The sequence below is a fragment of the Stenotrophomonas sp. CFBP8980 genome, from assembly GCF_034046095.1.
Classification (GTDB): Bacteria; Pseudomonadota; Gammaproteobacteria; order Xanthomonadales; family Xanthomonadaceae; genus Stenotrophomonas; species Stenotrophomonas lacuserhaii.
Genome location: NZ_JAXCXF010000001.1, coordinates 256,550 through 282,265, shown reverse-complemented (window position 1 = coordinate 282,265; position 25,716 = coordinate 256,550). Strand labels below are relative to the sequence as shown.

The 25,716-nt window shown below is 64.3% G+C and carries 20 protein-coding genes and 1 pseudogene; 18 read left to right on the top strand and 3 right to left on the bottom strand.

All coding sequences use genetic code 11. The features are described from left to right. The first annotated feature begins 2 nt into the window (after nucleotides 1-2). Complete coding sequence (galU, locus tag SOM47_RS01315; RefSeq protein WP_042615397.1) at nucleotides 3-887, top strand: UTP--glucose-1-phosphate uridylyltransferase GalU; 885 nt, start codon at nucleotides 3-5, stop codon at nucleotides 885-887. 572 nt (nucleotides 888-1,459) lie between these two features. On the opposite strand, the gene SOM47_RS01310 is transcribed toward galU, so the two are convergent. The 3 genes from SOM47_RS01310 to SOM47_RS01300 form a co-directional block, all read right to left on the bottom strand. After that, nucleotides 1,460-2,668: an acetyl-CoA C-acyltransferase gene (locus SOM47_RS01310; RefSeq protein ID WP_320504570.1), complete on the bottom strand. Its 1,209-nt coding sequence runs from the start codon at nucleotides 2,666-2,668 to the stop codon at nucleotides 1,460-1,462. A 74-nt stretch (nucleotides 2,669-2,742) separates the two neighbouring features. After that, complete coding sequence (locus SOM47_RS01305) at nucleotides 2,743-5,115, bottom strand: 3-hydroxyacyl-CoA dehydrogenase/enoyl-CoA hydratase family protein (protein ID WP_320504569.1); 2,373 nt, start codon at nucleotides 5,113-5,115, stop codon at nucleotides 2,743-2,745. 26 nt (nucleotides 5,116-5,141) lie between these two features. After that, the gene (locus SOM47_RS01300; protein WP_192083761.1) at nucleotides 5,142-5,822 is read right to left on the bottom strand and encodes a TetR/AcrR family transcriptional regulator; all 681 of its coding nucleotides are present in this window, start codon (nucleotides 5,820-5,822) and stop codon (nucleotides 5,142-5,144) included. 246 nt (nucleotides 5,823-6,068) lie between these two features. Between SOM47_RS01300 and ndk the strand changes: the two genes are divergently transcribed. The 17 genes and pseudogenes from ndk to SOM47_RS17630 all read left to right on the top strand — a co-directional run. Further along, nucleotides 6,069-6,494: a nucleoside-diphosphate kinase gene (gene ndk / locus SOM47_RS01295; protein ID WP_042615376.1), complete on the top strand. Its 426-nt coding sequence runs from the start codon at nucleotides 6,069-6,071 to the stop codon at nucleotides 6,492-6,494. Nucleotides 6,495-6,503: 9 nt separating this feature from the next. After that, entirely contained in the window at nucleotides 6,504-7,721 is a 1,218-nt protein-coding gene (rlmN, locus tag SOM47_RS01290) for a dual-specificity RNA methyltransferase RlmN (protein ID WP_320504568.1), read from the top strand. Further along, nucleotides 7,708-8,517: a tetratricopeptide repeat protein gene (locus SOM47_RS01285; RefSeq protein WP_192083760.1), complete on the top strand. Its 810-nt coding sequence runs from the start codon at nucleotides 7,708-7,710 to the stop codon at nucleotides 8,515-8,517. The genes rlmN and SOM47_RS01285 overlap by 14 nt, the downstream gene beginning before the upstream one ends. Before the next feature lie 6 nt (nucleotides 8,518-8,523). Next, nucleotides 8,524-9,402, top strand: coding sequence for a RodZ domain-containing protein (locus SOM47_RS01280; protein WP_042615373.1), 879 nt, complete (start codon nucleotides 8,524-8,526; stop codon nucleotides 9,400-9,402). 80 nt (nucleotides 9,403-9,482) lie between these two features. Then, complete coding sequence (locus tag SOM47_RS01275; RefSeq protein ID WP_320504567.1) at nucleotides 9,483-10,121, top strand: YfgM family protein; 639 nt, start codon at nucleotides 9,483-9,485, stop codon at nucleotides 10,119-10,121. Beyond that, nucleotides 10,121-11,326: an outer membrane protein assembly factor BamB gene (gene bamB / locus SOM47_RS01270; protein WP_192083757.1), complete on the top strand. Its 1,206-nt coding sequence runs from the start codon at nucleotides 10,121-10,123 to the stop codon at nucleotides 11,324-11,326. The genes SOM47_RS01275 and bamB overlap by 1 nt, the downstream gene beginning before the upstream one ends. A gap of 16 nt (nucleotides 11,327-11,342) precedes the next feature. Beyond that, complete coding sequence (gene der / locus SOM47_RS01265) at nucleotides 11,343-12,740, top strand: ribosome biogenesis GTPase Der (protein WP_042615370.1); 1,398 nt, start codon at nucleotides 11,343-11,345, stop codon at nucleotides 12,738-12,740. 252 nt (nucleotides 12,741-12,992) lie between these two features. Next, complete coding sequence (gene moeB / locus SOM47_RS01260) at nucleotides 12,993-14,129, top strand: molybdopterin-synthase adenylyltransferase MoeB (RefSeq protein ID WP_320504566.1); 1,137 nt, start codon at nucleotides 12,993-12,995, stop codon at nucleotides 14,127-14,129. A 260-nt stretch (nucleotides 14,130-14,389) separates the two neighbouring features. Beyond that, nucleotides 14,390-16,222, top strand: coding sequence for a monovalent cation:proton antiporter-2 (CPA2) family protein (locus SOM47_RS01255; protein WP_320504565.1), 1,833 nt, complete (start codon nucleotides 14,390-14,392; stop codon nucleotides 16,220-16,222). Nucleotides 16,223-16,413: 191 nt separating this feature from the next. Then, nucleotides 16,414-17,295 carry a bifunctional methylenetetrahydrofolate dehydrogenase/methenyltetrahydrofolate cyclohydrolase FolD gene (gene folD / locus SOM47_RS01250; RefSeq protein WP_320504564.1) on the top strand — a complete coding sequence of 294 codons (882 nt, stop codon included), beginning with the start codon at nucleotides 16,414-16,416 and terminating at the stop codon, nucleotides 17,293-17,295. 356 nt (nucleotides 17,296-17,651) lie between these two features. Further along, a complete protein-coding gene (gene guaB, locus SOM47_RS01245) occupies nucleotides 17,652-19,106 on the top strand; it encodes an IMP dehydrogenase (RefSeq protein ID WP_101099189.1) in 1,455 nt (484 codons plus the stop codon). Between the two features lie 109 nt (nucleotides 19,107-19,215). Beyond that, a complete protein-coding gene (guaA, locus tag SOM47_RS01240; protein ID WP_320504563.1) occupies nucleotides 19,216-20,781 on the top strand; it encodes a glutamine-hydrolyzing GMP synthase in 1,566 nt (521 codons plus the stop codon). A gap of 319 nt (nucleotides 20,782-21,100) precedes the next feature. Next, nucleotides 21,101-22,414, top strand: a complete 1,314-nt coding sequence (locus SOM47_RS01235) for a metallophosphoesterase (RefSeq protein ID WP_320504562.1) — start codon at nucleotides 21,101-21,103, stop codon at nucleotides 22,412-22,414. Nucleotides 22,415-22,416: 2 nt separating this feature from the next. Further along, complete coding sequence (locus SOM47_RS01230; protein WP_320504561.1) at nucleotides 22,417-23,511, top strand: GTPase-associated system all-helical protein GASH; 1,095 nt, start codon at nucleotides 22,417-22,419, stop codon at nucleotides 23,509-23,511. A 4-nt stretch (nucleotides 23,512-23,515) separates the two neighbouring features. Further along, complete coding sequence (locus SOM47_RS01225) at nucleotides 23,516-24,535, top strand: TRAFAC clade GTPase domain-containing protein (RefSeq protein WP_320504560.1); 1,020 nt, start codon at nucleotides 23,516-23,518, stop codon at nucleotides 24,533-24,535. Then, a complete protein-coding gene (locus SOM47_RS01220) occupies nucleotides 24,532-25,395 on the top strand; it encodes a TRAFAC clade GTPase domain-containing protein (protein WP_320504559.1) in 864 nt (287 codons plus the stop codon). The genes SOM47_RS01225 and SOM47_RS01220 overlap by 4 nt, the downstream gene beginning before the upstream one ends. Beyond that, nucleotides 25,395-25,697 (top strand): annotated as a pseudogene (locus SOM47_RS17630) (GAP1-N1 domain-containing protein); the annotation flags it as partial. The gene SOM47_RS01220 and the pseudogene SOM47_RS17630, both read left to right, overlap by 1 nt. Between the last annotated feature and the right edge of the window lie 19 nt (nucleotides 25,698-25,716).

Genomic DNA, 25,716 nt, shown 5'->3' with positions numbered 1-25,716 from the left:
CGATGAGCAAGCGAATCAGAAAGGCAGTTTTTCCAGTGGCAGGGCTCGGGACGCGCTTTTTGCCGGCAACCAAGACGGTTCCGAAGGAAATGCTGCCGATCATTGATCGTCCGCTTATCCAGTACGCGGTCGATGAGGCCATCGAAGCCGGCTGTGACACCCTGATCTTCATCACCAACCGCTACAAGCACGCCGTCGCCGACTATTTCGACAAGGCTTACGAGCTGGAACAGAAGCTCGAGCGCGCCGGCAAGACCGAACAGCTTGAGCTGGTCCGCCACGTGCTGCCCAACGGGGTGCGCGCGGTGTTCGTGACCCAGGCCGAAGCGCTGGGCCTTGGCCATGCCGTGTTGTGCGCCAAGGAGATCATCGGCGATGAGCCCTTCGCGGTGCTGCTGCCGGATGACCTGATCTACAACCGCGGCGACGGCGCCCTGAAGCAGATGGCCGACCTCAATGCGTCCACCGGGGCCAGTGTGATCGCCGTGGAAGACGTGCCGCACGAGCAGACCGCCAGCTACGGCATCGTCGCCACTGAGACCTTCGATGGCAGCCATGGCCGCATCTCGGCGATCGTGGAAAAGCCCAAGCCGGAAGACGCGCCGAGCGACCTTGCCGTAGTCGGGCGGTATGTGCTGAGCCCGAAGATCTTCGAGCTGCTGGAATCGACCGGTACCGGTGCCGGCGGCGAGATCCAGCTGACCGACGCCATTGCCGAACTGCTGAAGAGCGAGCCGGTGGATGCCTATCGTTTTGAAGGCCGCCGCTTCGATTGCGGCACGCACCTGGGCTTGGTGGAAGCTACCATCCGGTTCGCATTGAACAGCAAGAAGCTGGCCAAGCCGGCACGGCAGAAGCTGCAGGAAATGCTTGCGGAAGAGGATTGATCCGGCGAGCGGCTGGGCCCCTCGTGGCTGGTGGCTAATGCTTTAGCTGCGAGGTGGGCCGGGCGGTGGGGCTGGTCGGGGGACGGCAAACACTGCGTCCATGCGGGCCTCGTTTCGCGCCATCCATGGCGCGGGTCCACGTCATCGCATTCGCGCTGCCGCTCCCACGCTTTGCTGCGCAAACCGCGGGCCCCGTCTCACCAGTACCCACACCCCGCCGCTTCGCGGCCGCCCCTGACTCAGGGGCTCCCTCCACCCGACGATCCGACGAAGCCCGAAAAAGGGGTCAGAGTCCTTTCGCTGCGCGAAAGGACTCTGACCCCTTTTTAGTATTTTCCCAATACGGCCCCCATGAACCTGTCAGAGGGTGGGGCGGGGTGGGTTCGCGGGGGCGTTGAGCGCCATGGATGGCGCGAAACGAGGCCCGCAGGATGCGGCTTCTGCCGTCCCCCGCGAACCCACCCCGCCCCGCCAAACACACAGCCCCACAGCCTCTGCTGTTGCCGTTGCCGTTGCCGTTGCTTCAAAAAGAAGCAGGGTGCCGGGGCGCAGCCCCGGCAACCACACACCCCTTACAGCGATTCGAAGATGCCCGCCGCACCCATGCCGGTGCCGATGCACATCGTCACCATGCCGTACTTCTGCTGGCGACGGCGCAGGCCGTGCAGCAGGGTCGCGGTGCGGATCGCACCGGTCGCGCCCAGCGGGTGGCCCAGCGCGATCGCCCCGCCCAGCGGGTTGACCTTGGACGGATCCAGGCCGCAATCGCGGATCACCGCCAGCGACTGCGCGGCGAAGGCTTCGTTGAGCTCGATCCAGTCCAGCTGGTCTTGGCTCAGGCCGGCCTGCTTGAGGGCCTTGGGAATCGCGGCGATCGGGCCGATGCCCATCACTTCCGGGCGTACACCGGCCACGGAGAAGCTGACGAAACGCGCCAGCGGAGTCAGGCCGTAATCCTTGATCGCCTGCTCTGAGGCCAGCAGTACCGCACCGGCGCCATCGCTCATCTGCGAGGAATTGCCGGCCGTCACCGTGCCACCGAACTGGCCGTTGCGGAACACCGGGCGCAGCTTGGCCAGGCCTTCGGCAGACGAATCCAGGCGCGGGCCTTCATCGGTGTCCACCACCTTGTCGCGGGTGATGATGCGGCGGCCGTCAGCCAGGTCCGGCTGGCGGGTGCGCACGTCATACGGGCTGATCTCGTCCTTGAACTCGCCGTTCTGGATCGCCGCGATCGCCTTCTGGTGCGAGGCCAGGGCAAAGGCGTCCTGCTCCTCGCGCGACACCTTCCATTCCTCGGCGACCTTCTCGGCGGTGATGCCCATGCCGTAGGCGATGGAGACGTGGTCGTTGTCGAACACGCTCGGTGCCATCGCGATCTTGTTGCCCATCATCGGCACCATCGACATCGACTCGGTGCCACCTGCCAGCATCAGGTCCGAATTGCCCAGGCGGATCTGGTCGGCGGCCATCGCCACCGCCTGCAGGCCGGAGGAGCAGAAGCGATTGACGGTCTGCGCAGCGATGGTGTCCGGCAGGCCGGCCAGCAGCACGCCGATGCGGGCCACGTTCATGCCCTGCTCGGCCTCGGGCATGGCGCAGCCGATGATCGCATCGTCGATGCGGTTGACGTCGATGCCCGGCGCCTGCGCGACCACGGAGCGGAGTACGTGGGCCAGCATGTCATCGGGGCGGGTATTGCGGAACACGCCTTTGGGCGCCTTGCCGACCGGGGTGCGGGTGGCGGCGACGATGTAGGCGTCCTGGATTTGCTTGGTCATTGCAGTGATCTCTCGAAATTTTTAGCAGGAGTGCCGACCAACGGTCGGCACCCACCGAAAGCAGGGAGGGGCGATCAGTTGCGCAGCGGCTTGCCGGTCTTCAGCATGTGCGCGATGCGGGCCTGGGTCTTCTCCTGCTGGGCCAGTTCGACGAAGTGCTTGCGCTCCAGGGCCAGCAGCCACTCTTCGTCCACCAGCGTGCCGCGATCCACTTCGCCACCGCACAGCACGGTGGCGATGCGCACGGCGATCTCGTAGTCGTACGGGCTGATGAAGCGGCCTTCCAGCATGTTGACCAGCATCATCTTGAAGGTGGCGATACCCACGTCGCCAGCGACCTGGATGCGGCGCGCCGGCATCGGCGGGCGATAGCCGCCTTCGGCCAGTGCGCGCACTTCGGCCTTGGCGATGTACAGCGCCTCATGGCTGTTGAACACCACCTTGTCGGTGGCGCGCATCAGGCCCAGTTCCTTGGCGTTGACGGCCGAGTTGGATACCTTGGCCATGGCCACGGTTTCGAAGGTCTTCTTCAGTTCGGCGAACACATCACCGCCCGGACCGGCCGCCTGCGAAGCACGCACCGCCAGTTCCTTCAGGCCACCGCCGGCGGGCAGCAGGCCGACTCCGGCCTCGACCAGGCCGATGTAGCTTTCCAGCGAGGCCACGCTCTTGGCGCTGTGCATCTGGAACTCGCAGCCACCACCCAGTGCCAGGCCGCGCACGGCGGTCACCACCGGCACCAGCGAGTACTTGATCGCCTGGCTGGTGCGCTGGAAGTTGTGCACCATTTCTTCGAACTGTTCGACCTTGCCGGCCTGCAGCAGGCCGAGCGCGCCAGCCAGGTCGGCACCGGCGGAGAAGGGTTCCTTCTGCTGCCAGATCACCAGGCCCTGGAAGCCTTGCTCGGCGCGCTTGATCGCCTCCTGCAGGCCATCGAGCACGTGGTCGGAAACGGTGTTCATCTTGGTCTTGAAGCTGACCACCGCGATGCCGTCGCCGTCGTGCCACATGCGCACGCCGTCGTTTTCGAACACGGTTTCGCCCGGAGCGAACTTCTCGCCCAGCAGCGGATCGGGGAAGCGCTGGCGCTGGTACACCGGCAGCGCCGAGCGCGGCAGCTTGGCGTTGCGCGACGGGCTGTAGCTGCCCTCGGCGGCGTGCACGCCATCGCGGCCATCGAACACCCAGTCCGGCAGCGGCGCGCTGCTCATGCTCTTGCCCGCCACGATGTCATCGGCGATCCACTGCGCGACCTGCTTCCAGCCGGCGGCCTGCCAGGTTTCGAACGGGCCCAGCGACCAGCCGTAGCCCCAGCGGATGGCCAGATCAACATCGCGCGCGGTCTCGGCAATATCGGCCAGGTGGTAGGCGCTGTAATGGAACAGGTCACGGAAGCTCGCCCACAGGAACTGCGCCTGCGGGTGCTGGCTCTCGCGCAGCTTGGCGAACTTCTCGGCCGGGTTCTTGATCTTCAGGATCTCCACCACTTCCGGTGCTGCGGCGCGGTCGGCCGGGCGGTAGTCCTGTTTTTCCAGGTCCAGCACCACGATGTCCTTGCCGACCTTGCGGAAGATGCCCGCGCCGGTCTTCTGGCCCAGTGCGCCCTTGGAAATCAGCGCGTCCAGCCACTTCGGCGACTTGAAGAACTCATGCCACGGATCATTCGGCAGGGTATCGCCCATGGTCTTGATCACGTGCGCCATGGTGTCCAGGCCGACCACGTCGGAGGTGCGGTAGGTCGCCGACTTCGGGCGGCCGACCAGCGGTCCGGTCAGGCCATCGACTTCATCGAAGCCCAGCCCGAATTCCTGCGTGTGGTGGATGGTGGACAGGATCGAGAACACGCCGATGCGGTTGCCAATGAAGTTCGGGGTGTCCTTGGCGTACACCACGCCCTTGCCCAGGGTGGTGACCAGGAAGGCTTCCAGGGCTTCCAGCACCGAGGTATCTGTGGTGGTGGCCGGGATCAGTTCGGCCAGGTGCATGTAGCGCGGCGGGTTGAAGAAATGCACGCCGCAGAAGCGGTGGCGCAGCTGCTCGGGCAGCACGTCGGCCAGCTTGTTGATGCCCAGCCCGGAGGTGTTGGAGGCCAGCACGGCGTGGTCGGCCACGAACGGGGCGATCTTCTTGTACAGGTCCTGCTTCCAGTCCATCCGTTCGGCGATGGCCTCGATGATCAGGTCGCAGTCGCGCAGCTGCTCAAGTCCGGTCTCGTAGTTGGCCGGGGTGATCGCTTCGGCGTAGGACTTGCTGGCCAGCGGGGCCGGGCTCAGCTTGGTCAGGTTGGCGATCGCCTTGATCACCACGCCGTCGGCGGGACCTTCCTTGGCGGGCAGGTCGAACAGCACGGTGTCGACACCGGCGTTGGTGAGGTGGGCGGCGATCTGGGCACCCATGACGCCGGCACCCAGCACGGCGGCGCGGCGGACTGGCAGGGAATTGGACATGTCGATAAGCCTTGGTTGGTCAGCAGTTACTGGGTGGAAAGGGAGGGGGCAGGGGTCGAAGGCGTGGGGCTGCCTTCACTGCGTGCCGCGGCGCGGAAACCGGCCTCGGCGAAGTGGATGAGTTCCTGGGCGGCCTGTGCACGATGGGCTTCTTCGGTGACACCGGCGGGACGCTTGATCAGGCCGAAATCGGCCATGGCGTAGGTCAGCGAACCGGCCAGGAAGTCCAGCCGCCAGTACAGCTCCTCCTTGCTCAGGCCCGGTACGCAACCGGCGATGGCACGGCCGAAATCGCGCAGCACGTGCCCGTAGTGGTCGGAAAGGAAGCGGCGCAGGTTGTCGTTCTTTTCGGCGTAGGCGCGGGCGATCACCCTTACGAAGGCACCGCCGCTCTGCCGGTCCTGGGCCATCGCCAGTGCCGGTTCGACGAAGGCAGCCAGCACCGGCCGAAGCGCGCCGGGATGCTCGGCGCGCGCCTTTTCCAGCTGGCCCATGCGCGCGGCGGTCATTTCGTCCATGCGCCGGCGGAACACCTCGTTGACCAGGTTTTCCTTGGAGCCGAAGTGGTAGTTGACCGCGGCGATGTTCACATCGGCTTGGGTGGTCACCTGGCGCAGCGAGGTCCCGGCAAAGCCATGCAGCGCGAACAGCTCCTCGGCAGCGCCGAGAATGCGGTCCTTGGTGGAGAAGTGAGCGGGTTTGGCCATGGGGCGGGACAGGTTCAATCAAACGATTGTTTGATATTAGACCCGCCTACGGGCCAGCGCATTGTGCGCCGCAGCATGTTGTTGGCGGCGTTCAGCCACGTCTCACATGAATGGCCAGGGCTACCGTGGAGGGGAGCGAGGCGTTACAATCCGCGCACGTTTATCAGGCTAAGCCCGCGTTTTGACGCGGGTTTTTTTCATGTTACCCTCGGGCCTTGAGTGGCCCGGACTTTCGGAGATACCACCATGGCGCTGGAGCGCACCCTTTCGATCATCAAGCCGGACGCCGTTGCCAAGAACGTCATCGGTGAAATCTACGCCCGCTTCGAGAAGGCTGGCCTGAAGGTCGTCGCCGCCAAGTACAAGCAGCTGTCGCGCCGCGAAGCCGAAGGCTTCTACGCCGTGCACCGCGAGCGTCCGTTCTTCAACGCACTGGTCGAGTTCATGATCTCCGGCCCGGTGATGATCCAGGCCCTGGAAGGCGAGAACGCCGTGCTGGCCCACCGTGACCTGCTCGGTGCCACCAACCCGAAGGAAGCTGCGCCGGGCACAATCCGCGCCGATTTCGCTGAATCCATCGATGCCAACGCCGCCCACGGCTCGGACTCGGTCGAGAACGCCACCAACGAAATCGCCTATTTCTTTGCCGCTACCGAAGTGGTTTCCCGCTAAGAGGTCGACGTGAACGAGGTCGTACAGACACCCGCCATCCAGCCGCTGCCGAAGTCGGCACCCACGGCTGGCAAGCAGAACCTGCTCGACCTTGATCGCGCGGGCCTGGAGCGCTTTTTCGTCGAGAAACTGGGCGAACAGAAGTTCCGGGCCCACCAGGTGATGAAGTGGATCCACCATCACTACGTCACCGACTTCGATGAGATGACCGACCTCGGCAAGAACCTGCGCGCCAAGCTGCAGGAACATGCCGAGGTCCTCGTCCCGAACATCGTGTTCGAAAAACCGTCCGCCGACGGCACCCACAAGTGGCTGCTGGCGATGGGCACCGATGGCAAGAACGCCATCGAGGCGGTCTACATCCCGGACAAGAACCGCGGCACGCTGTGCGTGTCCTCGCAGGTCGGCTGCGCGCTGAACTGCACCTTCTGTTCGACCGCCACGCAGGGCTTCAACCGCAACCTGTCCACCGCCGAGATCATCGGCCAGGTGTGGGTGGCCGCGCGCCACCTGGGCAACATCCCGCACAAGCAGCGTCGCCTCACCAACGTGGTGATGATGGGCATGGGCGAGCCGCTGATGAATTTCGAAAACGTCGTGCGCGCCATGAGCGTGATGCGCGATGACCTGGGCTACGGCCTGGCCAACAAGCGGGTGACCCTGTCCACCTCCGGCCTGGTGCCGCAGATCGACCGGCTGTCCACCGAAAGCGACGTGTCGCTGGCCGTTTCGCTGCATGCGCCGACCGACGAGCTGCGCGAGACGCTGGTGCCGCTCAACAAGAAATACCCGATCGCCGATCTGATGGCCTCCTGTGCGCGCTACCTGCGCGCCAACAAGCGCCGCGAATCGGTGACTTTCGAATACACCCTGATGAAGGGCATCAACGACCAGCCCGAGCACGCCCGTGCACTGGCCCGGTTGATGCGCCAGTTCGACAACGCGGTGCAGGCCAAGGGCTCGGGCAAGATCAACCTGATTCCGTTCAATCCGTTCCCGGGCACCCGCTACGAGCGCTCCGACGATGTGCAGATCCGCGCGTTCCAGACCATCCTGCTGGACAGCAACGTGCTGACCATGGTGCGTCGCACGCGTGGTGACGACATCGATGCGGCGTGTGGCCAGTTGAAGGGGCAGGTGATGGACCGCACCCGCCGCCAGGCCGAGTTCAACAAGACGCTCGACAAGGCCATCAAGGAAGGCGCCGGGCGCGATGCAGCGGCCTGACCGCGCGTGGATCCTGGCCCTCGCTACGCTGTGTGCGTTGGCGCTGGCCGCCTGCAACAGCGGTTCCAAGGGCGTCAAACTGCCCAAGGCGCAGCTGGCGGTGGCCCCCACCTACGTTGCCCAGGATGATGGTCGTATCCGCAAGCTGCACCAGTACCAGAGCCAGCTGACCCTTGCCGGCTCGGACTTCGGCACCGGCAAGCTGGACGCTGCGGAAAAGCGCGCGCGTGCCGCGCTCAAGCTCATTCCCGATCGTCCCGACGCGCTGCTGCTGCTGGCTGCCATCGCCGACCGTCGTGGCGAGGGTCCGCGTGCCGGTGAGCTGCTGCAGCGCGCCGTGGCACAGGCCCCCGAGCGCGGCGATGTATTGAACAACTACGCGGCCTGGATGTGTGACCACGGCAACGCCGAAGCGTCGCTCGGCATGTTCGAGCGCGCCATCGCAGCGCCCGGTTATTCCAGTCCCGGCGTTGCCTTGTCCAATGCGGGTGCGTGTGCGCTTCGGGCCAAGCAGCCGGTGCCTGCCGAGCGCTACCTGCGCGCGGCGCTCGCACAGGACCCGCGCGATGCCCAGGCATTGGATGCCATGGCCCAGCTTTCCTTCGACAATGGCCGTTACATGGAAGCGCGCGCGTTCTCCGAGCGCCGGCTCGCGGCTGCACCGCCAACGCGTTCCGTGTTACAACTGGCGTCGCAAATAGAGACGCGACTGGGTGATCAGCGAGCCGCTGAGCGCTACCAGCAGCGGATTCGACAGGAATTTCCGCAGGAAGCGGACCTCAATTCCAAGGGTTGAAGCACTGTGACTGACAACCAGACCGTGAACGCTTTCGAGACGGCCGCCGGCTGTGGCCAACGCCTGCGCCAAGCCCGTGAAGCGGCAGGACTGACGCTTGATGATGTGGCCCAGCGCCTGCACATGCCGGCGCAGGTGGTGCGTTCGCTGGAAGAAGAACAATGGCAGCGGCTCGGTGCGCCGGTATTCGTCCGGGGCCAGCTGCGCAGCTATGCGCGCCTGCTGGGCGTGGACGTAGGCGAGGTGCTGGAGCAGGCGCAGGTCGGCCCGATCGTTCCGCCCACCCTGGTCAGCCACACCCATACGCCGCGTGCGCGCCGGATTGCCGAGAGCGTTGGCCGGCGTCTGCTGTACGTGGGCATCACCGCCGCGCTGGCGGTGCCGGTCTGGTTCGCCACCCGCAGCCATCTGGATGCCGACGGGCAGGGGCCGAGCACGGCCTCGCTGGATGTGATTCCGGCCACCGTCACCGTGGCCCCGCCGCGCAACGACGATGCGGCCACCCCCGGCGTTGCAGCCCCGGCCGCCGCACCAGCGCGTCCTGTCACGCAGCCCTACATGGCCTCGCTGACGCCGGTGCCGCGGCCTGCGGCGCCCACCGAACCACCGGCTATGGCCAAGGGCGCACTCGGCCTTCAGTTCAGCGGCGACAGTTGGGTGGAGATCACCGCGCCGGATGGCAGCACGGTGGAAAAGGCGTTGATCCAGGCCGGCCAGTCGCGCAGCTTCACCCCGGGCCAGGTCGGCCGGGTGGTGCTGGGCAATGCCGCGCAGGTGCAGGTTCAGCAGAACGGCGCCATCATCGACCTTGGCCCGTATCGGCGAGCCAACGTCGCACGCTTTACGGTATCCTCTGAGGGCTCCGTGGTCCCGGTTTCAAACTGAGGCCCGGACCGGAATCCACAACCCATTGAACAGTCCTCCCCGGCGAGCTTGTCTCCGGCTCGGGTAGGGCGAGAGTACGCATGGCGATCGACGACCTGCTCGACGAGCACGAACAAAGTGAACGCGTCCGCACCTGGCTGCGGAAGAATGGCCTGAGCATCATCGGCGGTGTAGTGATCGCCGTCGGTGCCATCTGGGGCTGGGGCTACTGGCAGCAGGAGCACGGCAACAAGCTGGCTTCGGCCAACGTCGAATACCAGAAGGTGCTCAAGGGCATCCAGGAAAACAAGCTCGACGACGCCAGCAAGGCGGTCAAGGCGCTCGACGCCGGTCCGTCCAACATCTATTCCGAACTGGCTGCGCTGCAGCTGGCCAAGGCGCAGGTGGAAGCGGGCAAGGATGAAGACGCGCTGGCGACCCTGCGCGCGGTGAAGGTGGAAGGCGACCTCAAGCAGGTCGTGGACCAGCGCATCGCGCGCCTGCTGGTGGCCACCGGCAAGGGCAGCGAAGCGATCACCCTGCTGGGCAACGCCACCGATCCCGGTTCGCTGGAAATCCACGGTGATGCCCTGATGGCCACCGGCAAGCGCGATGAAGCGCGTGGGCAGTATGAGAAAGCGCTGAAGACGCTGGACGTGGCAGCGCCGCAGCGGCGCCTGCTGGAAACCAAGTTGATGGACGCCGGCGGCACCGTCGCGGCGACTGAGGAGTCGGTGTAATGAGTCAGATGGTCATCCTCAAGCGGGTTGCCACGGTTGCCATGCTCGGCATGGCGCTGTCCGGTTGCAGCACGGTCAAGGGCTGGTTCGCCGGCAAGGACGCCGAAGCCAAGAAACTGCAGGAGCCGGTGGAACTGGTGAAGTTCGATGCCACCGTCAAGGTCGACAAGCTGTGGACGGTCAACCTGGGCAAGGGCGAGGATCGCATCGGCGTGCGCCAGGGTCCGGCAGTCGCCGACGGCCGCGTGTATGCCGCTGCCATCACCGGCGGCGTGCATGCCATCGATCTGCAGACCGGCAAGAAGGTCTGGACCTATGAGCCGGCAAAGGAAAAGAAGAAGCCCAAGCTGCGCCTTTCCGGTGGTCCGGGCGTGGGCGAGGGCCTGGTGGTCATCGGCACGCTGGACGGCCAGGTGATCGCGCTGGATGCCGCTGACGGCACCGAAAAGTGGCGCGCCAAGGTGCCGGGCGAAGTGATCTCGGCCCCGGCCGTCGGCCAGGGCATGGTGTTCGTGCGCAGCAATGACGGCCGCATCACCTCCTTCGACGCCACCAACGGCACCCAGCGCTGGTTCAACCCGCGCGAACTGCCGATGCTGACCGTGCGCGGCAACGCGCCGGTGGTGCAGGGCCCGGGCGTGGTCTTCGTCGGCAACGACGACGGCACCTTGGCTGCGCTGGGCGCAGCTGATGGCCGCACCCTGTGGGACCAGGTGGTCGGGAACCCGGAAGGGCGCACCGAACTGGATCGCATGGCCGACGTCGACGGCGCGCCGGTGCTGGAAGGCAACACGCTGTACGCCAGCAGCTTCAAGAACCAGACCATCGCCATCGAAGGTCCGACCGGGCGTCCGTTGTGGACGCGCGATCACGGCGGAGCAGGCGGCGTCACGCTGTCCTCGTCCTACGTGATCGTCACCGACAACCAGGGCGGTGTGTTCGGCCTGGACAAGCAGAGCGGTGCGGCCAGCTGGTCGCAGACCGGACTGGCCCGGCGCCAGCTGACCGGCCCGGCCCTGCAGGGCGATTACGTGGTTGTCGGCGATTTCGACGGCTACGTTCACTGGCTGCAACAGTCCGATGGCGCGATGGCCGCCCGGGCAAAGACCGGCGGGACCGTCAAGGCCCAACCGATAGTCGCCGACGGGGTCCTGCTGGTGCAGAACGTCGAAGGCAAGCTGACCGCTTTCCGGTTGGCCAATTAATCACGGAGTAAACGCGATGCTGCCCCTGGTCGCCCTGGTCGGACGGCCGAATGTCGGCAAGTCCACAATCTTCAATGCGCTCACGCGCACCCGCGACGCGCTGGTCCATGACCAGCCCGGCGTGACCCGTGACCGCAACTATGGTGTCTGTCGCCTGGACGAGGACAATCACTTCCTGATCGTGGACACCGGCGGCATCGCCGAACAAGAAGAAGGCCTGGCCGGCGCCACCGCGCGCCAGGCCCGTGCCGCCGCCGAAGAAGCCGATCTGATCGTCTTTGTGGTCGATGCGCGCGATGGCACCTCTTCGCTGGACGACGACATCCTGGCCTGGCTGCGCAAGCAGCAGCAGCCGAAGGTGCTGCTGATCAACAAGATCGACGGCACCGACGAGCACACCGTGCGTGCGGAGTTCTCGCGCTACGGCTTTGCCGAGATGCTGACCGTCTCGGCGGCGCATCGCCAGGGCCTGGACGATCTGCTGGAGGAAATCGTCGAGCGCCTGCCTGAAGAGGGCAGCGCCGAAGAGATGGACAACGATCCGAACCGCGTGCGCATCGCCTTCGTCGGCCGCCCCAACGTGGGCAAGTCGACGCTGGTCAACCGCATCCTCGGCGAGGAGCGGATGATCGCCTCGGAAGTGCCGGGCACCACCCGCGATTCGATCTCGGTGGACCTGGAACGCGAGGGCCGCGACTACCGTCTGATCGACACCGCCGGCCTGCGCCGTCGTGGCCGCGTGGACGAAGCGGTGGAGAAATTCTCGGTCGTCAAGACCATGCAGGCCATCGAACAGTGCCAGGTCGCGGTGCTGATGCTGGACGCGCATGAAGGCGTGACCGACCAGGACGCCACCGTGCTCGGTGCGGTGCTGGATGCCGGGCGCGCGCTGGTCATCGCGATCAACAAGTGGGACGGACTGACCGACTACCAGCGTGAGCAGGCAGAGACCCAGCTGTCGCTGCGCCTGGGCTTCGTGCCGTGGGCCGAATCGGTGCGCATCTCGGCGATGCACGGCTCCGGGCTGCGTGAGCTGTTCAACGCGATCCACCGCGCGCACGATTCGGCGAATCACCAGTTCAGCACCAGCGAAGTGAACCAGGCGCTGGAAATGGCCTACACCGCCAATCCGCCGCCGACCATCCGTGGGCATGTGTCCAAGCTGCGTTACGTGCATCCGGGCGGCGCCAACCCGCCGACCTTCATCGTGCACGGCACGCGCCTGAAGGAACTGTCGGAGACCTACAAGCGCTACCTGGAAAACTTCTTCCGCAAGCGTTTCAAGCTGGTCGGCACGCCGGTGCAGTTCATCTTCCGCGAGGGTACCAACCCCTATGAAGGCAAGAAGAACCCGCTGACCGAACGCCAGGTCAAGGCCAAGCGCCGCCTGATGAAGCACGTCAAGGGTCGCTGACCCGCTAGCGCCGACCCATGGTCGGCGAGCGCAGCGGGCCGTGTGCGGAGAGATTCCGCCGAGCACGGCTCGGCGCTACCAAGCCAACCCCCGGTAGCGCCGACCCACGGTCGGCGAGCGCAGCGGCAGTGTGCGGAGAGATTCCGCCGAGCATGGCTCGGCGCTACCAAGCCAATCCCGGTAGCGCCGACCCATGGTCGGCGAGCGCAGCGGCAGTGTGCCGACCCGATGTGCATGGCCGATAATGCGGCCATGCGCATCCTCGAAATCTCCCCCGGACTCGTCCTGCAGCGCCTTTCCGAAGGCGCCGTGCTGATCGACGTACGCCAGCCGCTCGAGCGCGCCGGCGGCATGGCCGAAGGCGCACGTGGCATCACCCTGGCTGACCTGCAGGCCGATCCGGCCGCGCACCTGCCGCACCAGGATCAAGACATCCTGCTGATCTGCCAGACCGGCAAACGCTCTGCCGATGCTGCGCTGTTCCTGCACGCGGCGGGTTATGCAAACGTCGCCTCGGTAACCGGCGGCACCGTGGCCTGGCGCGCGCAGCAACTGCCGCTGGTGCAGCCGTCCGGCACCGCCGAAGACCGTGATTTCCATGACCGCTATTCGCGCCACCTGCTGCTGCCGCAGGTCGGTGAGGTGGGCCAGCGCCAGCTGCAGCGTTCACGCGTGCTGGTGCTCGGCGCCGGCGGGCTGGGTTCGCCGGCCGGCTTCTACCTGGCCGCCGCCGGAGTAGGGCAGCTGCGCTTCGTCGACGACGACCGCGTGGAGCGCAGCAACCTGCACCGGCAGATCGTGCATACCGAAGCCGGCGTCGGCCTGTTCAAGGTCGACTCGGCGCGCGAGCGCCTGCTCGCATTGAACCCCTCCATCACCGTGGAGGCCATCGCCGAACGCGCCACCTCGACCAACATCGACGCGCTGATGGAAGGTGTGGACGTGGTGCTGGATGGTTCGGACAACTTCCCGCTGCGCTACCTGCTCAATGATGCGTGCATCAAGCACGCCACGCCGCTTGTCTACGCGGCCATCGAGCGCTTCGACGGCCAGGTGAGCGTGTTCGATGCCGGCCGCCAGCGCGGCGTAGCGCCGTGCTACCGCTGCCTGTTTCCGCAGCCCCCGCCGCCGGAGTTCGCCCCCAACTGCGCCGAAGCAGGCGTGCTGGGTGTTCTGCCAGGCCTGGCCGGCGTGCTGCAGGCCACCGAAGTACTGAAGCTGCTGCTGGGCATCGGCGAGCCGCTGACCGGACGGCTGCTGCGCTTCGATGCACTGGAAATGCGCTTCCGCGAAACCCGGCTGTCGCCGGATCCACACTGCGCGGTCTGCGCCCCCGGCCGGGACTTCCCCGGCTACATCGATTACGCCGCGTTCTGCTCGGGTCGCTGATCCGCCCGCTGCGCTAGCCGAGCGTGGCTCGGCGCTACGGAGGTGCCAATCTGGCACGCAGTGCCGTGCCAGCGGTAGCGCCGACCCATGGTCGGCGAGCGCAGCGGCAGCCGTACGTTCGCAGCACCAGATGGAACGACATGGCGATGAATTAGCCGTCCGTTTCATCTGCGGAACAATGAACCGCAACCCACGTGCTATTGATTGCGTCCTGCATGCCCTATCGTTGACGCACTTCAACGCATCACAGGAATGGCCGCATGGCGGTGGAAGCAGCTGCAAGCAGTGAACTGGTCAAGGTCGTCGCCCTGTTGGGCGCGGCGGTGGTGATGGTGCCGTTGTTCCGGCGTTTCGGCCTCGGGTCGGTGCTGGGGTACTTCACTGCCGGCCTGGCGATCGGGCCGTTCGGGCTGGGCTGGTTCTCCGATCCGCAGGCGATCCTGCACACCGCCGAACTGGGCGTGGTGATGTTTCTTTTCGTGATCGGCCTGGAGATGCGGCCCTCGCATCTGTGGAGCCTGCGCAAGGAAATCTTCGGGCTCGGCACCGCGCAGATCGTTACCTGCGCGATCGTGCTGACCCTGGTGGCCAAGCTGTTCGGGCTGCCCTGGCAGGTCGCCTTCATCGGCGCCACCGGCTTCGTGCTGACCTCCACCGCGGTGGTGATGCAGTTGCTGGCCGAGCGTGGTGACATCGCGCTGCCGCCCGGCCAGAAGATCGTCTCCATCCTGCTGTTCGAAGACCTGCTGATCGTGCCGCTGCTGGCGCTGGTCGCCTTCATGGGGCCCTCGGCCGGCAGTGCCGGTGGCGAAGGGTCGCGCTGGCTCTCGGTGGCCATCGGCGCCGGTGCGGTGGTCGGCCTGGTGCTGGTCGGGCGCTTCCTGCTCAATCCGTTGTTCCGCATCCTCGCCGCCGCCAAGGCACGCGAAGTGATGACCGCCGCCGCGCTGCTCGTGGTGCTGGGCGCGGCATTGCTGATGCAGCTGTCCGGGTTGTCGATGGCGATGGGCGCCTTCCTGGCCGGCGTGCTGCTCAGTGAGTCCACGTTCCGGCACCAGATTGAAGCGGACATCGAACCGTTCCGCGGCATCCTGCTGGGGCTGTTCTTCCTCAGCGTGGGCATGGCGCTGGACCTGGGCGTGGTGGCGCGCAACTGGCCGCTGATCGTCGGGCTGGTGTTGGCGCTGATGGTGGCCAAGGCCCTGTGCATCTATGCAGTGGCGCGCGTGATGGGCAGCAACCATGCGCAGGCACTGGACCGTGGCGTGGTGATGGCGCAGGGCGGTGAGTTCGCCTTCGTGCTGTTTGCCGCGGCCGCCAGTGCCGGTGTCATCGACGTGGACATCAATGCCAACTTCACCGCAGTGGTGGTGCTTTCGATGGCGCTGACGCCGCTGGTGGTGCTGGCGCACAAGCGCTTTGCCGCGCCTGCGGTGGTCAGCATGGAAGGCGTTGAAACCGCCGAAGGCTTGTCCGGCAGCGTGCTGCTGATCGGCTTCGGTCGCTTCGGCCAGGTCGCCAGCCAGTCACTGCTGGCGCGCGACGTGGACGTGACCATCATCGACAACGATGTGGAGATGATCCATAGCGCCGAGCGCTTCGGCTTCAAGATCTATTACGGCGACGGCACCCGGCTGGACGTGCTGCATGCTTCCGGTGCGGCCAGCGCCCGGGCGATCGCGGTGTGCGTCAACGATGCCGCCGAAGCGGACCGTATCGTCGAACTGGTCTCGCATGAGTTCCCGCAGGCCAAGCTGCTGGTGCGCTCGTTCGACCGCGAACATTCGCTACGGCTGATCCATGCCGGCGTCGATTTCCAGATCCGCGAGACCTTCGAATCGGCGGTGATGTTCGGCCAGGCCGCGCTCATGGAGCTCGGTGCGGACGAGGACGACGCCCGCGATATCGCCGAGCAGATCCGCGAGCGCGACGCCGAGCGCCTGCAGCTGGAAATGGCCGGTGGCGACCTCCGCGCCGGCGCCCACATGGCCTTCGGCAGCTCGCTGCCGGGCGTGCCCACGCCGACCCCGTTCACCGTGCCCAAGCGCCAGTCGCGCACGCTGAATGCCGATCAGGTGCCGCCGGACGCCTGAGCAGGGCAGGGATGGGTCGGTAGTGACGGCCGCTGGCCGTCATTGCGCGGCAGACGGCCAGCGGCCGTCACTACCATCGCGGGTTGACGGCCAGCGGCCGTCACTACCATCTGCGGTTGACGGCCAGCGGCCGTCACTACCGGGCCTGAATCAGGGACAATAGCCATCCCCGCCGCTCCACGCCTGCTTCGATGACCTTGCCAACCGACGCCTCCCATTCCGCCCGCATCCTCGACGGCCGCCGCATCTCCGAAGCGCTGCTGGACAGCCTGAAAGTGCGCGTAGACGCCCGTGTCGCCGCCGGTGGCAGCCGCCCCGGGCTGGCCGTGGTGCTGGTGGGCGGCGACCCGGCGTCCACCGTCTACGTGCGCAACAAGCGCCGTGCGGCGGAAAAGGTCGGCATCGAGGCGCATGACTTCGATCTCCCCGCCGGCACCAGCGAAACCGAGCTGCTGGCGCTGATCGATACGTTGAATGCGGACCCGAAGATCCACGGCATCCTGATCCAGCTGCCGCTGCCCGGCATTCCCGACGCGCGTCGGCTGATCCAGCGCATCGACCCGCGCAAGGATGTGGACGGCTTCCACCCGGAAAACGTCGGCCACCTGGCGCTGCGCGAGTTCGGCCTGCGCCCGTGCACCCCGCGTGGCATCACCACGCTGCTGGGCCACACCGACCAGCCCGTGCGCGGCCGCAATGCCACCATCGTCGGCGTCAGCAACCACGTCGGCCGGCCAATGGGGCTGGAGCTGCTGATCGCCGGCTGTACGGTGACCAGTTGCCACAAGTTCACCCCCAAGGACGTGCTGGAACAGGCCGTGCGCAACGCCGACATCCTGGTGGTGGCGGTCGGCCGCCCGGGCATCGTCCCGGGTGAATGGGTCAAGCCCGGTGCGGTGGTGATCGACGTGGGCATCAACCGGCTGGACGACGGCCGGCTGGTCGGCGATGTCGGCTTCGAAGCGGCCGCAGAGCGCGCCAGCTGGATCACCCCGGTGCCCGGCGGCGTCGGCCCGATGACCGTGGCCACCTTGATGCAGAACACCCTGGAAGCGGCCGAAGCGTTCGTCTAAGGCCGCCCGGGCGGTGACGGATGGGTAGCGCCGACCCATGGTCGGCGAGCGCAGCGGCGCCTTTCGTAGGTGACGACCAAGCTCTGGTGGGTGACGACCAAGCTCTGGTGGGTGACGACCAAGCCCCGGTGGGTGACGACCGTTGGTCGTCACGCTTTTCCCTCGGCCGCCGAAAATCGTGACGACCAACGGTCGTCACCCACCAAGTCGTCACCCACCAAGTCGTCACCCACCGAAGCCGTCACCCACCGAAGTGCCCCACACCCACCGCCGCGACACTGCGTCGCATCTACCCCCTGCCGCTCGGCCGACAAACAGGGTAAAATGACGCGCTTCCCCACATCTCGGGTATGCCGATGCTGCGCATCCAGGCTGAAGCTCTCACCTACGACGACGTCTCGCTCGTCCCCGCCCACTCGATCATCCTGCCCAAGGATGTCAGCCTGGAAACCCGGCTGACGCGCGACCTGCGGCTGAAGCTCCCGATCCTGTCCGCTGCGATGGATACCGTCACCGAAGCACGCCTGGCCATCGCCATGGCCCAGCTCGGCGGCATGGGCATCATCCACAAGAACCTGAGCGTGGAACAGCAGGCCGCCGAAGTGGCCAAGGTCAAGAAGTTCGAAGCCGGCGTCATCCGCGATCCGATCACCGTCGGGCCGGAAACCACCATCCGCGACGTGCTGGCGTTGACCCAGGCGCGCAACATCTCCGGCGTGCCGGTGGTGGATGGCGGCCAGCTGGTGGGCATCGTGACCCACCGCGACATGCGCTTTGAAACCGAGCTGGACGATCCGGTCCGCCACATCATGACCAAGAAGGATCGCCTGATCACGGTCAAGGAAGGCGCCGCGTCGGAAGAAGTGCAGCTGCTGCTGCATCGCAACCGCATCGAAAAGATCCTGGTGGTCAACGATGATTTCGCCCTGCGTGGCCTGATCACCGTCAAGGACATCCAGAAGAACACCGATTACCCGAACGCTGCCAAGGACTCCGCCACGCGCCTGCTGGTGGGCGCCGCGGTCGGCGTTGGCGGCGATACCGATCGCCGCGTCGAAGCGCTGGTTGCCGCCGGCGTGGACGTGCTGGTGGTGGACACCGCGCACGGCCATTCGCAGGGCGTGCTGGACCGCGTGCGCTGGGTCAAGAAGCACTTCCCGCAGGTGCAGGTGGTCGGTGGCAACATCTGCACCGGCGAAGCCGCACTGGCGCTGCTGGATTGCGGCGCGGACGCGGTGAAGGTCGGCATTGGTCCGGGCTCGATCTGCACCACGCGCGTGGTTGCCGGTGTCGGTGTGCCGCAGATCACCGCCATCGACCTGGTCGCCGAGGCGCTGCAGGATCGCATCCCGCTGATCGCCGACGGCGGCATCCGCTACTCCGGTGACATCGGCAAGGCGCTGGCCGCCGGTGCGTCCACCATCATGATCGGCGGCCTGCTGGCCGGTACCGAGGAATCGCCCGGCGAAACCGAGCTGTTCCAGGGCCGTTCGTACAAGAGCTACCGCGGCATGGGCTCGCTGGCGGCGATGGAAAAGGGGTCCAAGGACCGCTACTTCCAGGATGCTTCCAGCGCCGACAAGCTGGTGCCCGAAGGCATCGAAGGCCGCGTGCCGTATCGCGGCCCGGTTGGCGGCATCATCCACCAGCTGATGGGCGGCCTGCGCGCCACCATGGGCTACGTAGGCTGCGGCACGGTCGAAGACATGCGCAGCAAGCCGAAGTTCGTCAAGATCAGCGGCGCCGGCCAACGTGAGAGCCACGTCCACGACGTGCAGATCACCAAGGAACCGCCGAACTACCGCGCCTGAGGCCGGACGCAGCAAGAGGAACGAGGAAGCTGATTCCCGTTCCTCTTTCCATATCCGCCGCTGGTTGCGCCTTCGTACTCCGTTATTCCTCCTGCATCGCCCGGGCATCATGACCAACATCCATACCGACAAGATCCTCATCCTCGATTTCGGCGCGCAGTACACCCAGCTGATCGCCCGCCGCATCCGCGAGCTCGGTGTCTACTGCGAAATCTGGGCGTGGGACCACAACCCGGCCGACATCGCCGGCTTCGGGGCCAAGGGCATCATCCTGTCCGGTGGCCCGGAATCGACCACCCTGCCGGGCGCGCCCGCCGCGCCGCAGGAAGTGTTCGACAGCGGCCTGCCGGTGTTCGGCATCTGCTACGGCATGCAGACCCTGGCCGCGCAGCTGGGCGGTGAAACCGAAGCGGCCGACCAGCGCGAATTCGGCCACGCCGAAGTCAACATCGTCGCCCCGGATTCGCTGTTCGCCGGGCTGAGCGACCACCCGGGCGAGGCCCGTTTGAACGTGTGGATGAGCCACGGCGACCACGTGTCCAAGGCGCCGCCGGGCTTCACCATCACCGCCACCACCGACCGCATCCCGGTGGCTGCGATGGCCAACGAAGAAAAGCGCTGGTACGGCGTGCAGTTCCACCCGGAAGTGACCCACACCCTGCAGGGCCAGGCGCTGCTGCGCCGCTTCGTGGTGGACGTGTGCGGCTGCGAGACCCTGTGGACCGCGGCCAACATCATCGAAGACCAGATCGCCCGCGTGCGCGAACAGGTCGGCGATGACGAAGTGATCCTGGGCCTGTCCGGCGGCGTTGATTCGTCGGTCGTGGCGGCGCTGCTGCACAAGGCGATCGGTGACAAGCTGACCTGCGTGTTCGTCGACACCGGCCTGCTGCGCTGGCAGGAAGGCGACCAGGTGATGGCGATGTTCGCCGAGCACATGGGCGTCAAGGTGATCCGCGTGAACGCGGCCGACCGCTACTTCGCCAGGCTGGAAGGCGTGAGTGATCCGGAAGCCAAGCGCAAGATCATCGGCAACCTGTTCGTGGACATCTTCGACGAAGAATCCAACAAGCTGAGCAACGCCAAGTGGCTGGCGCAGGGCACCATCTACCCGGACGTGATCGAGTCGGCCGGCAGCAAGACCGGCAAGGCACACGTGATCAAGAGCCACCACAACGTGGGCGGCCTGCCGGAACACATGAAGCTGGGCCTGGTGGAGCCGCTGCGCGAGCTGTTCAAGGACGAAGTGCGCCGCCTGGGTGTTGAACTCGGCCTGCCGCGCAGCATGGTCTACCGCCATCCGTTCCCGGGCCCGGGCCTGGGCGTGCGCATCCTGGGTGAAGTGAAGCGTGAGTACGCCGAACTGCTGGCCAAGGCCGATGCGATCTTCATCGAAGAGCTGCGCAAGGCGGATCTATACGACAAGACCAGCCAGGCGTTTGCGGTGTTCCTGCCGGTGAAGTCGGTGGGCGTGGTGGGCGACGCGCGGGCTTATGAGTGGGTGATTGCGCTGCGGGCGGTGGAGACGATTGACTTCATGACGGCGCACTGGTCGCACCTGCCGTATGAGTTTTTGGGTACGGTGAGCAACCGGATCATCAATGAGTTGCGGGGGGTTTCACGGGTTGTCTATGACATCTCGGGGAAGCCGCCGGCGACTATTGAGTGGGAGTGAAGTTGCCTGTCCCAGCGTAAGTGCAGCACTTGCAATGGTTTCGCTTGGTGTTGGATTTCGTTGACGGTATTGCCTCGCATTACCGTTGTTTGCTGCAGCGACTCGCATTTATCGCAGTCGCTGCGAGGCGCTTCTCTGACGTTTAGGTTGGAAGGGTCGGCGCAGTGGGCTCGATTTGCGCTTTCATGATCGATTGAATCGTTCCCGAATGCGACCGAGGGGGCGGCGAGCACTTCTAGCTTGAAGTTGGCTCGTATGAAGTGTAGTTTTCTCGCGAAGTCTACATTTTGATTAGGCAGCTAAAGGACTCGCGCCGACAATGTTGATGCTACATATCTCGGACATCCACTTTAGATCGCCGCAATGTTTGGTTCCCGAGCAGGATCCGGACTCCGCGATCCGTACACGTATGATGCGTGATCTCGTCGAACAGGTTAGGGTGCTTGGATCGATCGGCGCGATTCTCATCGGTGGCGACGTTGCTTTCAAAGGAGCACCGGACGAGTATGCAACTGCTTGGAAGTGGATACAGCAGCTTGCTGTGATTGCGAAATGTCCTCTCGAAAGAATATTTGTCGTCCCAGGCAATCACGACGTTGATAGATCGGTAGCGGCGACTAATGTGCCGACTCAGAATGCTCAGCACGTCGTCGCGACGGCCTCGGCAGCCGATAGGGAGTGGCGCCTTTCGCAGCAACTTGGCCACGAGGCGAGCGGGCAGTCTTTGCTATTGCCGCATGCCGCGTACAATCAGTTCGCAGCTCCCCTCATGTGTCAGATTTGGCCGGAAAAACCATTCTGGCATCAAGATATCGAACTTGATGGCGGCGTGAAGCTACGTATTCATGGGCTGACCTCTACGCTGCTGTCGGGCAGAGACGGTAAAGATGATGCGCAGGGCTCTCTTTATGTGGGACCGAGGCAAACAGTTCTCGACCCCGCTCCGAACACTGCAAATATGGTTCTGGTACACCATCCGATCGACTGGCTCGTCGACGGAGAGGCAGTGGATGATGCGCTCACTGGTCGGGCTGCGTTCCATCTGTTTGGTCACAAACATAAGCAGCGAGCCGTTATGACGGATAATTATGTCCGAATTGGCGCTGGAGCGATTAATCCATCGCGAGCTGAGCAGCCCTATCTGCCTGGATATAATTTGATCAATCTGCAGGTGGAGGGTGTCGGGGCGGATAGGCGAATTGAAGTGACCCTCCATCAACGCCGCCTGCAAGATAACCCCGAGATATTTGTTCCAATCTTGACGCAGCATGGGTTAGCCCTCTTCCGCGCGAGCATTTTGGTGCCAGAAGAGGCTCCTCTGCCGGTTATTGGCGCTTGTTCGGCAGTCGAGCCGTCCATGTGTCACGTAACTCCGTCAGAAGAAGAGCCAGAATCAGTTGACGTCCAGGATGCAGAGGCGGCCATGGGGGAGTCTGATAACCGGGACCTGCTCTATCGATTCTGGAGCCTGACCAGTGGGCAGCGACGCAGAATCGCGCTGGATCTTGATCTGCTTGAAAGGGACGAGCTGAGGTTGCCCGAGCCCGAGCGATATGGGCGGGCATTGATCCGCGCGGGTGAACGAAATCTAATCAATGAAGTTGCGGCTGCGGTCGCTAGGTTGGAGAACTGATCATGGCCAAGGTGCCAGGGATGAGCAGTGATTTTGCTGGATGGTATACCGACACATTCATGGATGAAGGTGCCAGACGCGATATGAGGTGGAAGGGCGTAGTGGAGCTAGCTGGGAAGGCTACCCACATCACCGTCGAAGTCTTAGCACGGCTTGCGTTCCGGACAGTCGTTCCGGCTTCTGGGAGGAAGGGCGAAAGCTTGGATGAAGAGTATGCCTCCGTTCTGTCCACGATCTCTGGCGGTGATCCGTACATTGATGGCGTGAGGGATGCGCGCGAATTGCAGGTGCTTGCGGCAGCCACACTTAGTCGACTGTTAGGCACCATGCCTGATGCTGCCCTGGTGGTCACTACGGCGGCAGCCGGCGGATTGCGGAAGGTGAATTTGCCGATGGATCTTGTCGGCTTGGCAGAGAGTGCGATCATCGCATTATCGGCACGCAAGCATATCCGGCAGAACGAAGAAGAACTTCTCCTCGCGGCTCCTAAAGTCGCCTTCGCGGTCGATGGTGACAATCTGGCGACCATGCAGTACGAGCAATTTAGAACTCATTTTGAAAAGCTGCACGGTGCGGCGTCGGCCGCTATCGAGAGGGTTGTGACAGCGCAGAACCGTGTGGTGAAACAGCTACATGGCCGAATTAGGCTTGGGGAAGAGGAGTTGCAGATGCTCTGGTGGTTGACGGGCGGGCATAGCAAATCGGTGAACAAGCCATTTGGTAAGGTGCCAGATGCGGCACGCCCATTGGTTCTTGCCGAAGAGCTTGGTGAATTGACGAATGTCTCACCTGGGCCCGGATCGATCCGGGCGATGCTCGCGCGCGCCGGAGTGGGGTCTGGCAAGGTGAAGCTCTCGGATGCAGTCAACACCGTGGGCGCCGAATGGGCGAAATCAGCGTCCACTTCGGCGCTCATTTCACCTGCGACGACACCAATCCATTTCGCGCTGGAGCAGCGGTCGGAGATGGGCTCTACCGACGCGTGGCAGGCGGGCTGGTCGAGCCTCACGGGCCTTTCTGTGGACGCTCAACTTCCATCAGCCAAGTTGGCAGAGCTTTTCTACCGGGAGCATGTCTTCCTGTACGTGGAGTCTTGAGGAAATGGCTGCCGAGTCCATTCGCTGTGCCAACGCCGACTGCAACTTTGAAGCGGATGGGCGCTGCGTGGAAGGCTTTGCACTGGATGAATGCCCCCATGTCTCGGCGCTGGACATTGAGACTATTGAGGAAGCAGGGGAAACTGACGTTCGGCGCGAAGAGGTGAAAACCCTTCCGCTTTCTCTTGGTGAGGCGCTTGCGCGCTGTGATGCTTCGACTCTTCAGCGGCAGAGATCATCGTGTGCCATCGGTATTGTTGCACCGAACGAAGCCGGGAAAACGAGTCTCATAGCGAGCGTCTACGATCTTCTCCAAGGTGGCGCGATCGACGGCATTGGTTTCGCCGGATCGTCGACGTTAATTGGCTTTGAGAAGGTATGCCACAGCGCTCGAACTTCGTCGCGGAGAGATATGCCGCATATGGAGCGGACTAGCGCAGGCGCGGATGCAACGTTCTTCCATCTTGATCTCTTGTCCACACAGGGTGAATTAGTGTCGCTTTTCATCGCCGATCGGTCGGGCGAGGACTACCTCGCAGTGGCCGACGATCTAGGTCGTTCAGCGAGCCTCTTTGAACTGCGGCGTGCGGACACGCTTACAATGCTGGTGAACGGTGAACATCTCGTTTCCTCCGCGTATCGGCACGAGACCAAGGCGATCACTTCGCAGATCGTAGGTGCGCTCGTCGAGGCTGGAGCGGTTCGGCGTGGATGCCGGCTGGCGGTCGTCCTGACTAAACAGGATGTTGTGTTGAATTCGCCAAATGCGGGACGTGTGGGGGCGGACTTCGGCGAGGTTGTCGATGGGATTGTAGAAGACCATGGAGCCTACTTTGGAGAGATTGAACGCTTTGTCATTGCAGCGTCGCCGCGAAACATCGCGGATGTCCAGAGAGGGCACGGAATGGATAAGCTTCTGCACTTTTGGCTTTGCGCTGGTTTAAGTCCGCTCCCCGCGACGCAGGTTCGGAATTCAAGTACTCGATTGATGGACCTTCTCGAGATAGAGGAGCAGAATCAATGAAGGAGGCGGCCTCTGACGTTGCGATCATCGGCCTTCCCGAATCCGGCAAGACCACGCTGCTAGCGGCTCTATGGCACATGGTTCGGGAGAAGGGAGCTTGTACTCGCCTTACTTTTGCTGGTTTGAGTCAGGGCAACTACGAGCACCTGAATTCGCTCGCCAAGCGATGGCGCTCAGGAAAACGGCAGCAGCGAACTCAACTGGCTGGCACAAAGGCAGTTAGCATGCGCCTGAACGACAGCTTGGGACGTACTGTTGAGGTGTCCTTTCCGGATTCTCCTGGCGAAGAATTCAGCCGCATGTGGGAACGGCGTGAGTTGGACGAGTCGATGCGCGCTACGTTGCTCGCACCGGCGATCGTGCTTGTCGTCAATGGGGACAAGATCCGCTTTCCTGCTTGGATCGCGGAGCGGAATGCAATTCAGCGTGGGCTCGGCATTCCACCAGAAGTGTCAGACGTAGTCGACTGGAGAGCTGAGCTCGCCCCGACACAAGTCCAAGTAGTAGAGCTGCTTCAGTTTCTTATGTCAGGCATTCTGGACGCCGGGCCGCGCCGGCTCGCGGTGCTCATCACGGCGTGGGATGTAGTACAAGAGGACGGCATGAATCCCGAAGAAGTTCTCAGTGTTCATCTACCCCTACTCGATCAGTATCTTCGGAATGGCCGAGATTCCTGGACATGGCGGGTTTGGGGGCTGAGTGCCCAAGGTGGCGCGTACGAGGATGCTGACTCTGGTGAGATACTGCCCGAGACTGAGGCGCTGCGTGAAATCAGTCGGCCTTCTGACAGGATCAAAGTGATTGACGGGGAGGTCTCCAGTACTGACATTACGGCTCCACTGGACTGGCTGATCAGCTGATGCAGCGCAGGATTCACCAAGTTCTGCACGGATATAGCGACGGGCATAGGATGGTCGCGGGCTCGCTCTCGCTCTCTAGTGTTGAAGCCCGCACTATGGTTGTAATGAGCGATCTCTCGGGTGCAGGTGTTCGGCCGGGGCCATCTGGCTATCTCACTGGCTACCCCCTAGAGGGCAGCGGTCGTTACGTTCTCGCCCGGACTTGGGCCGCGCCAGAGATGCCGCGGCCCGGCTGTGTGTGGACTCATTCGCTAATAATCGAGAACGCCGATCTCGCGACGCTGACGTCGAGTGATGACTTGCTGGCTGCTTTTCGACGCC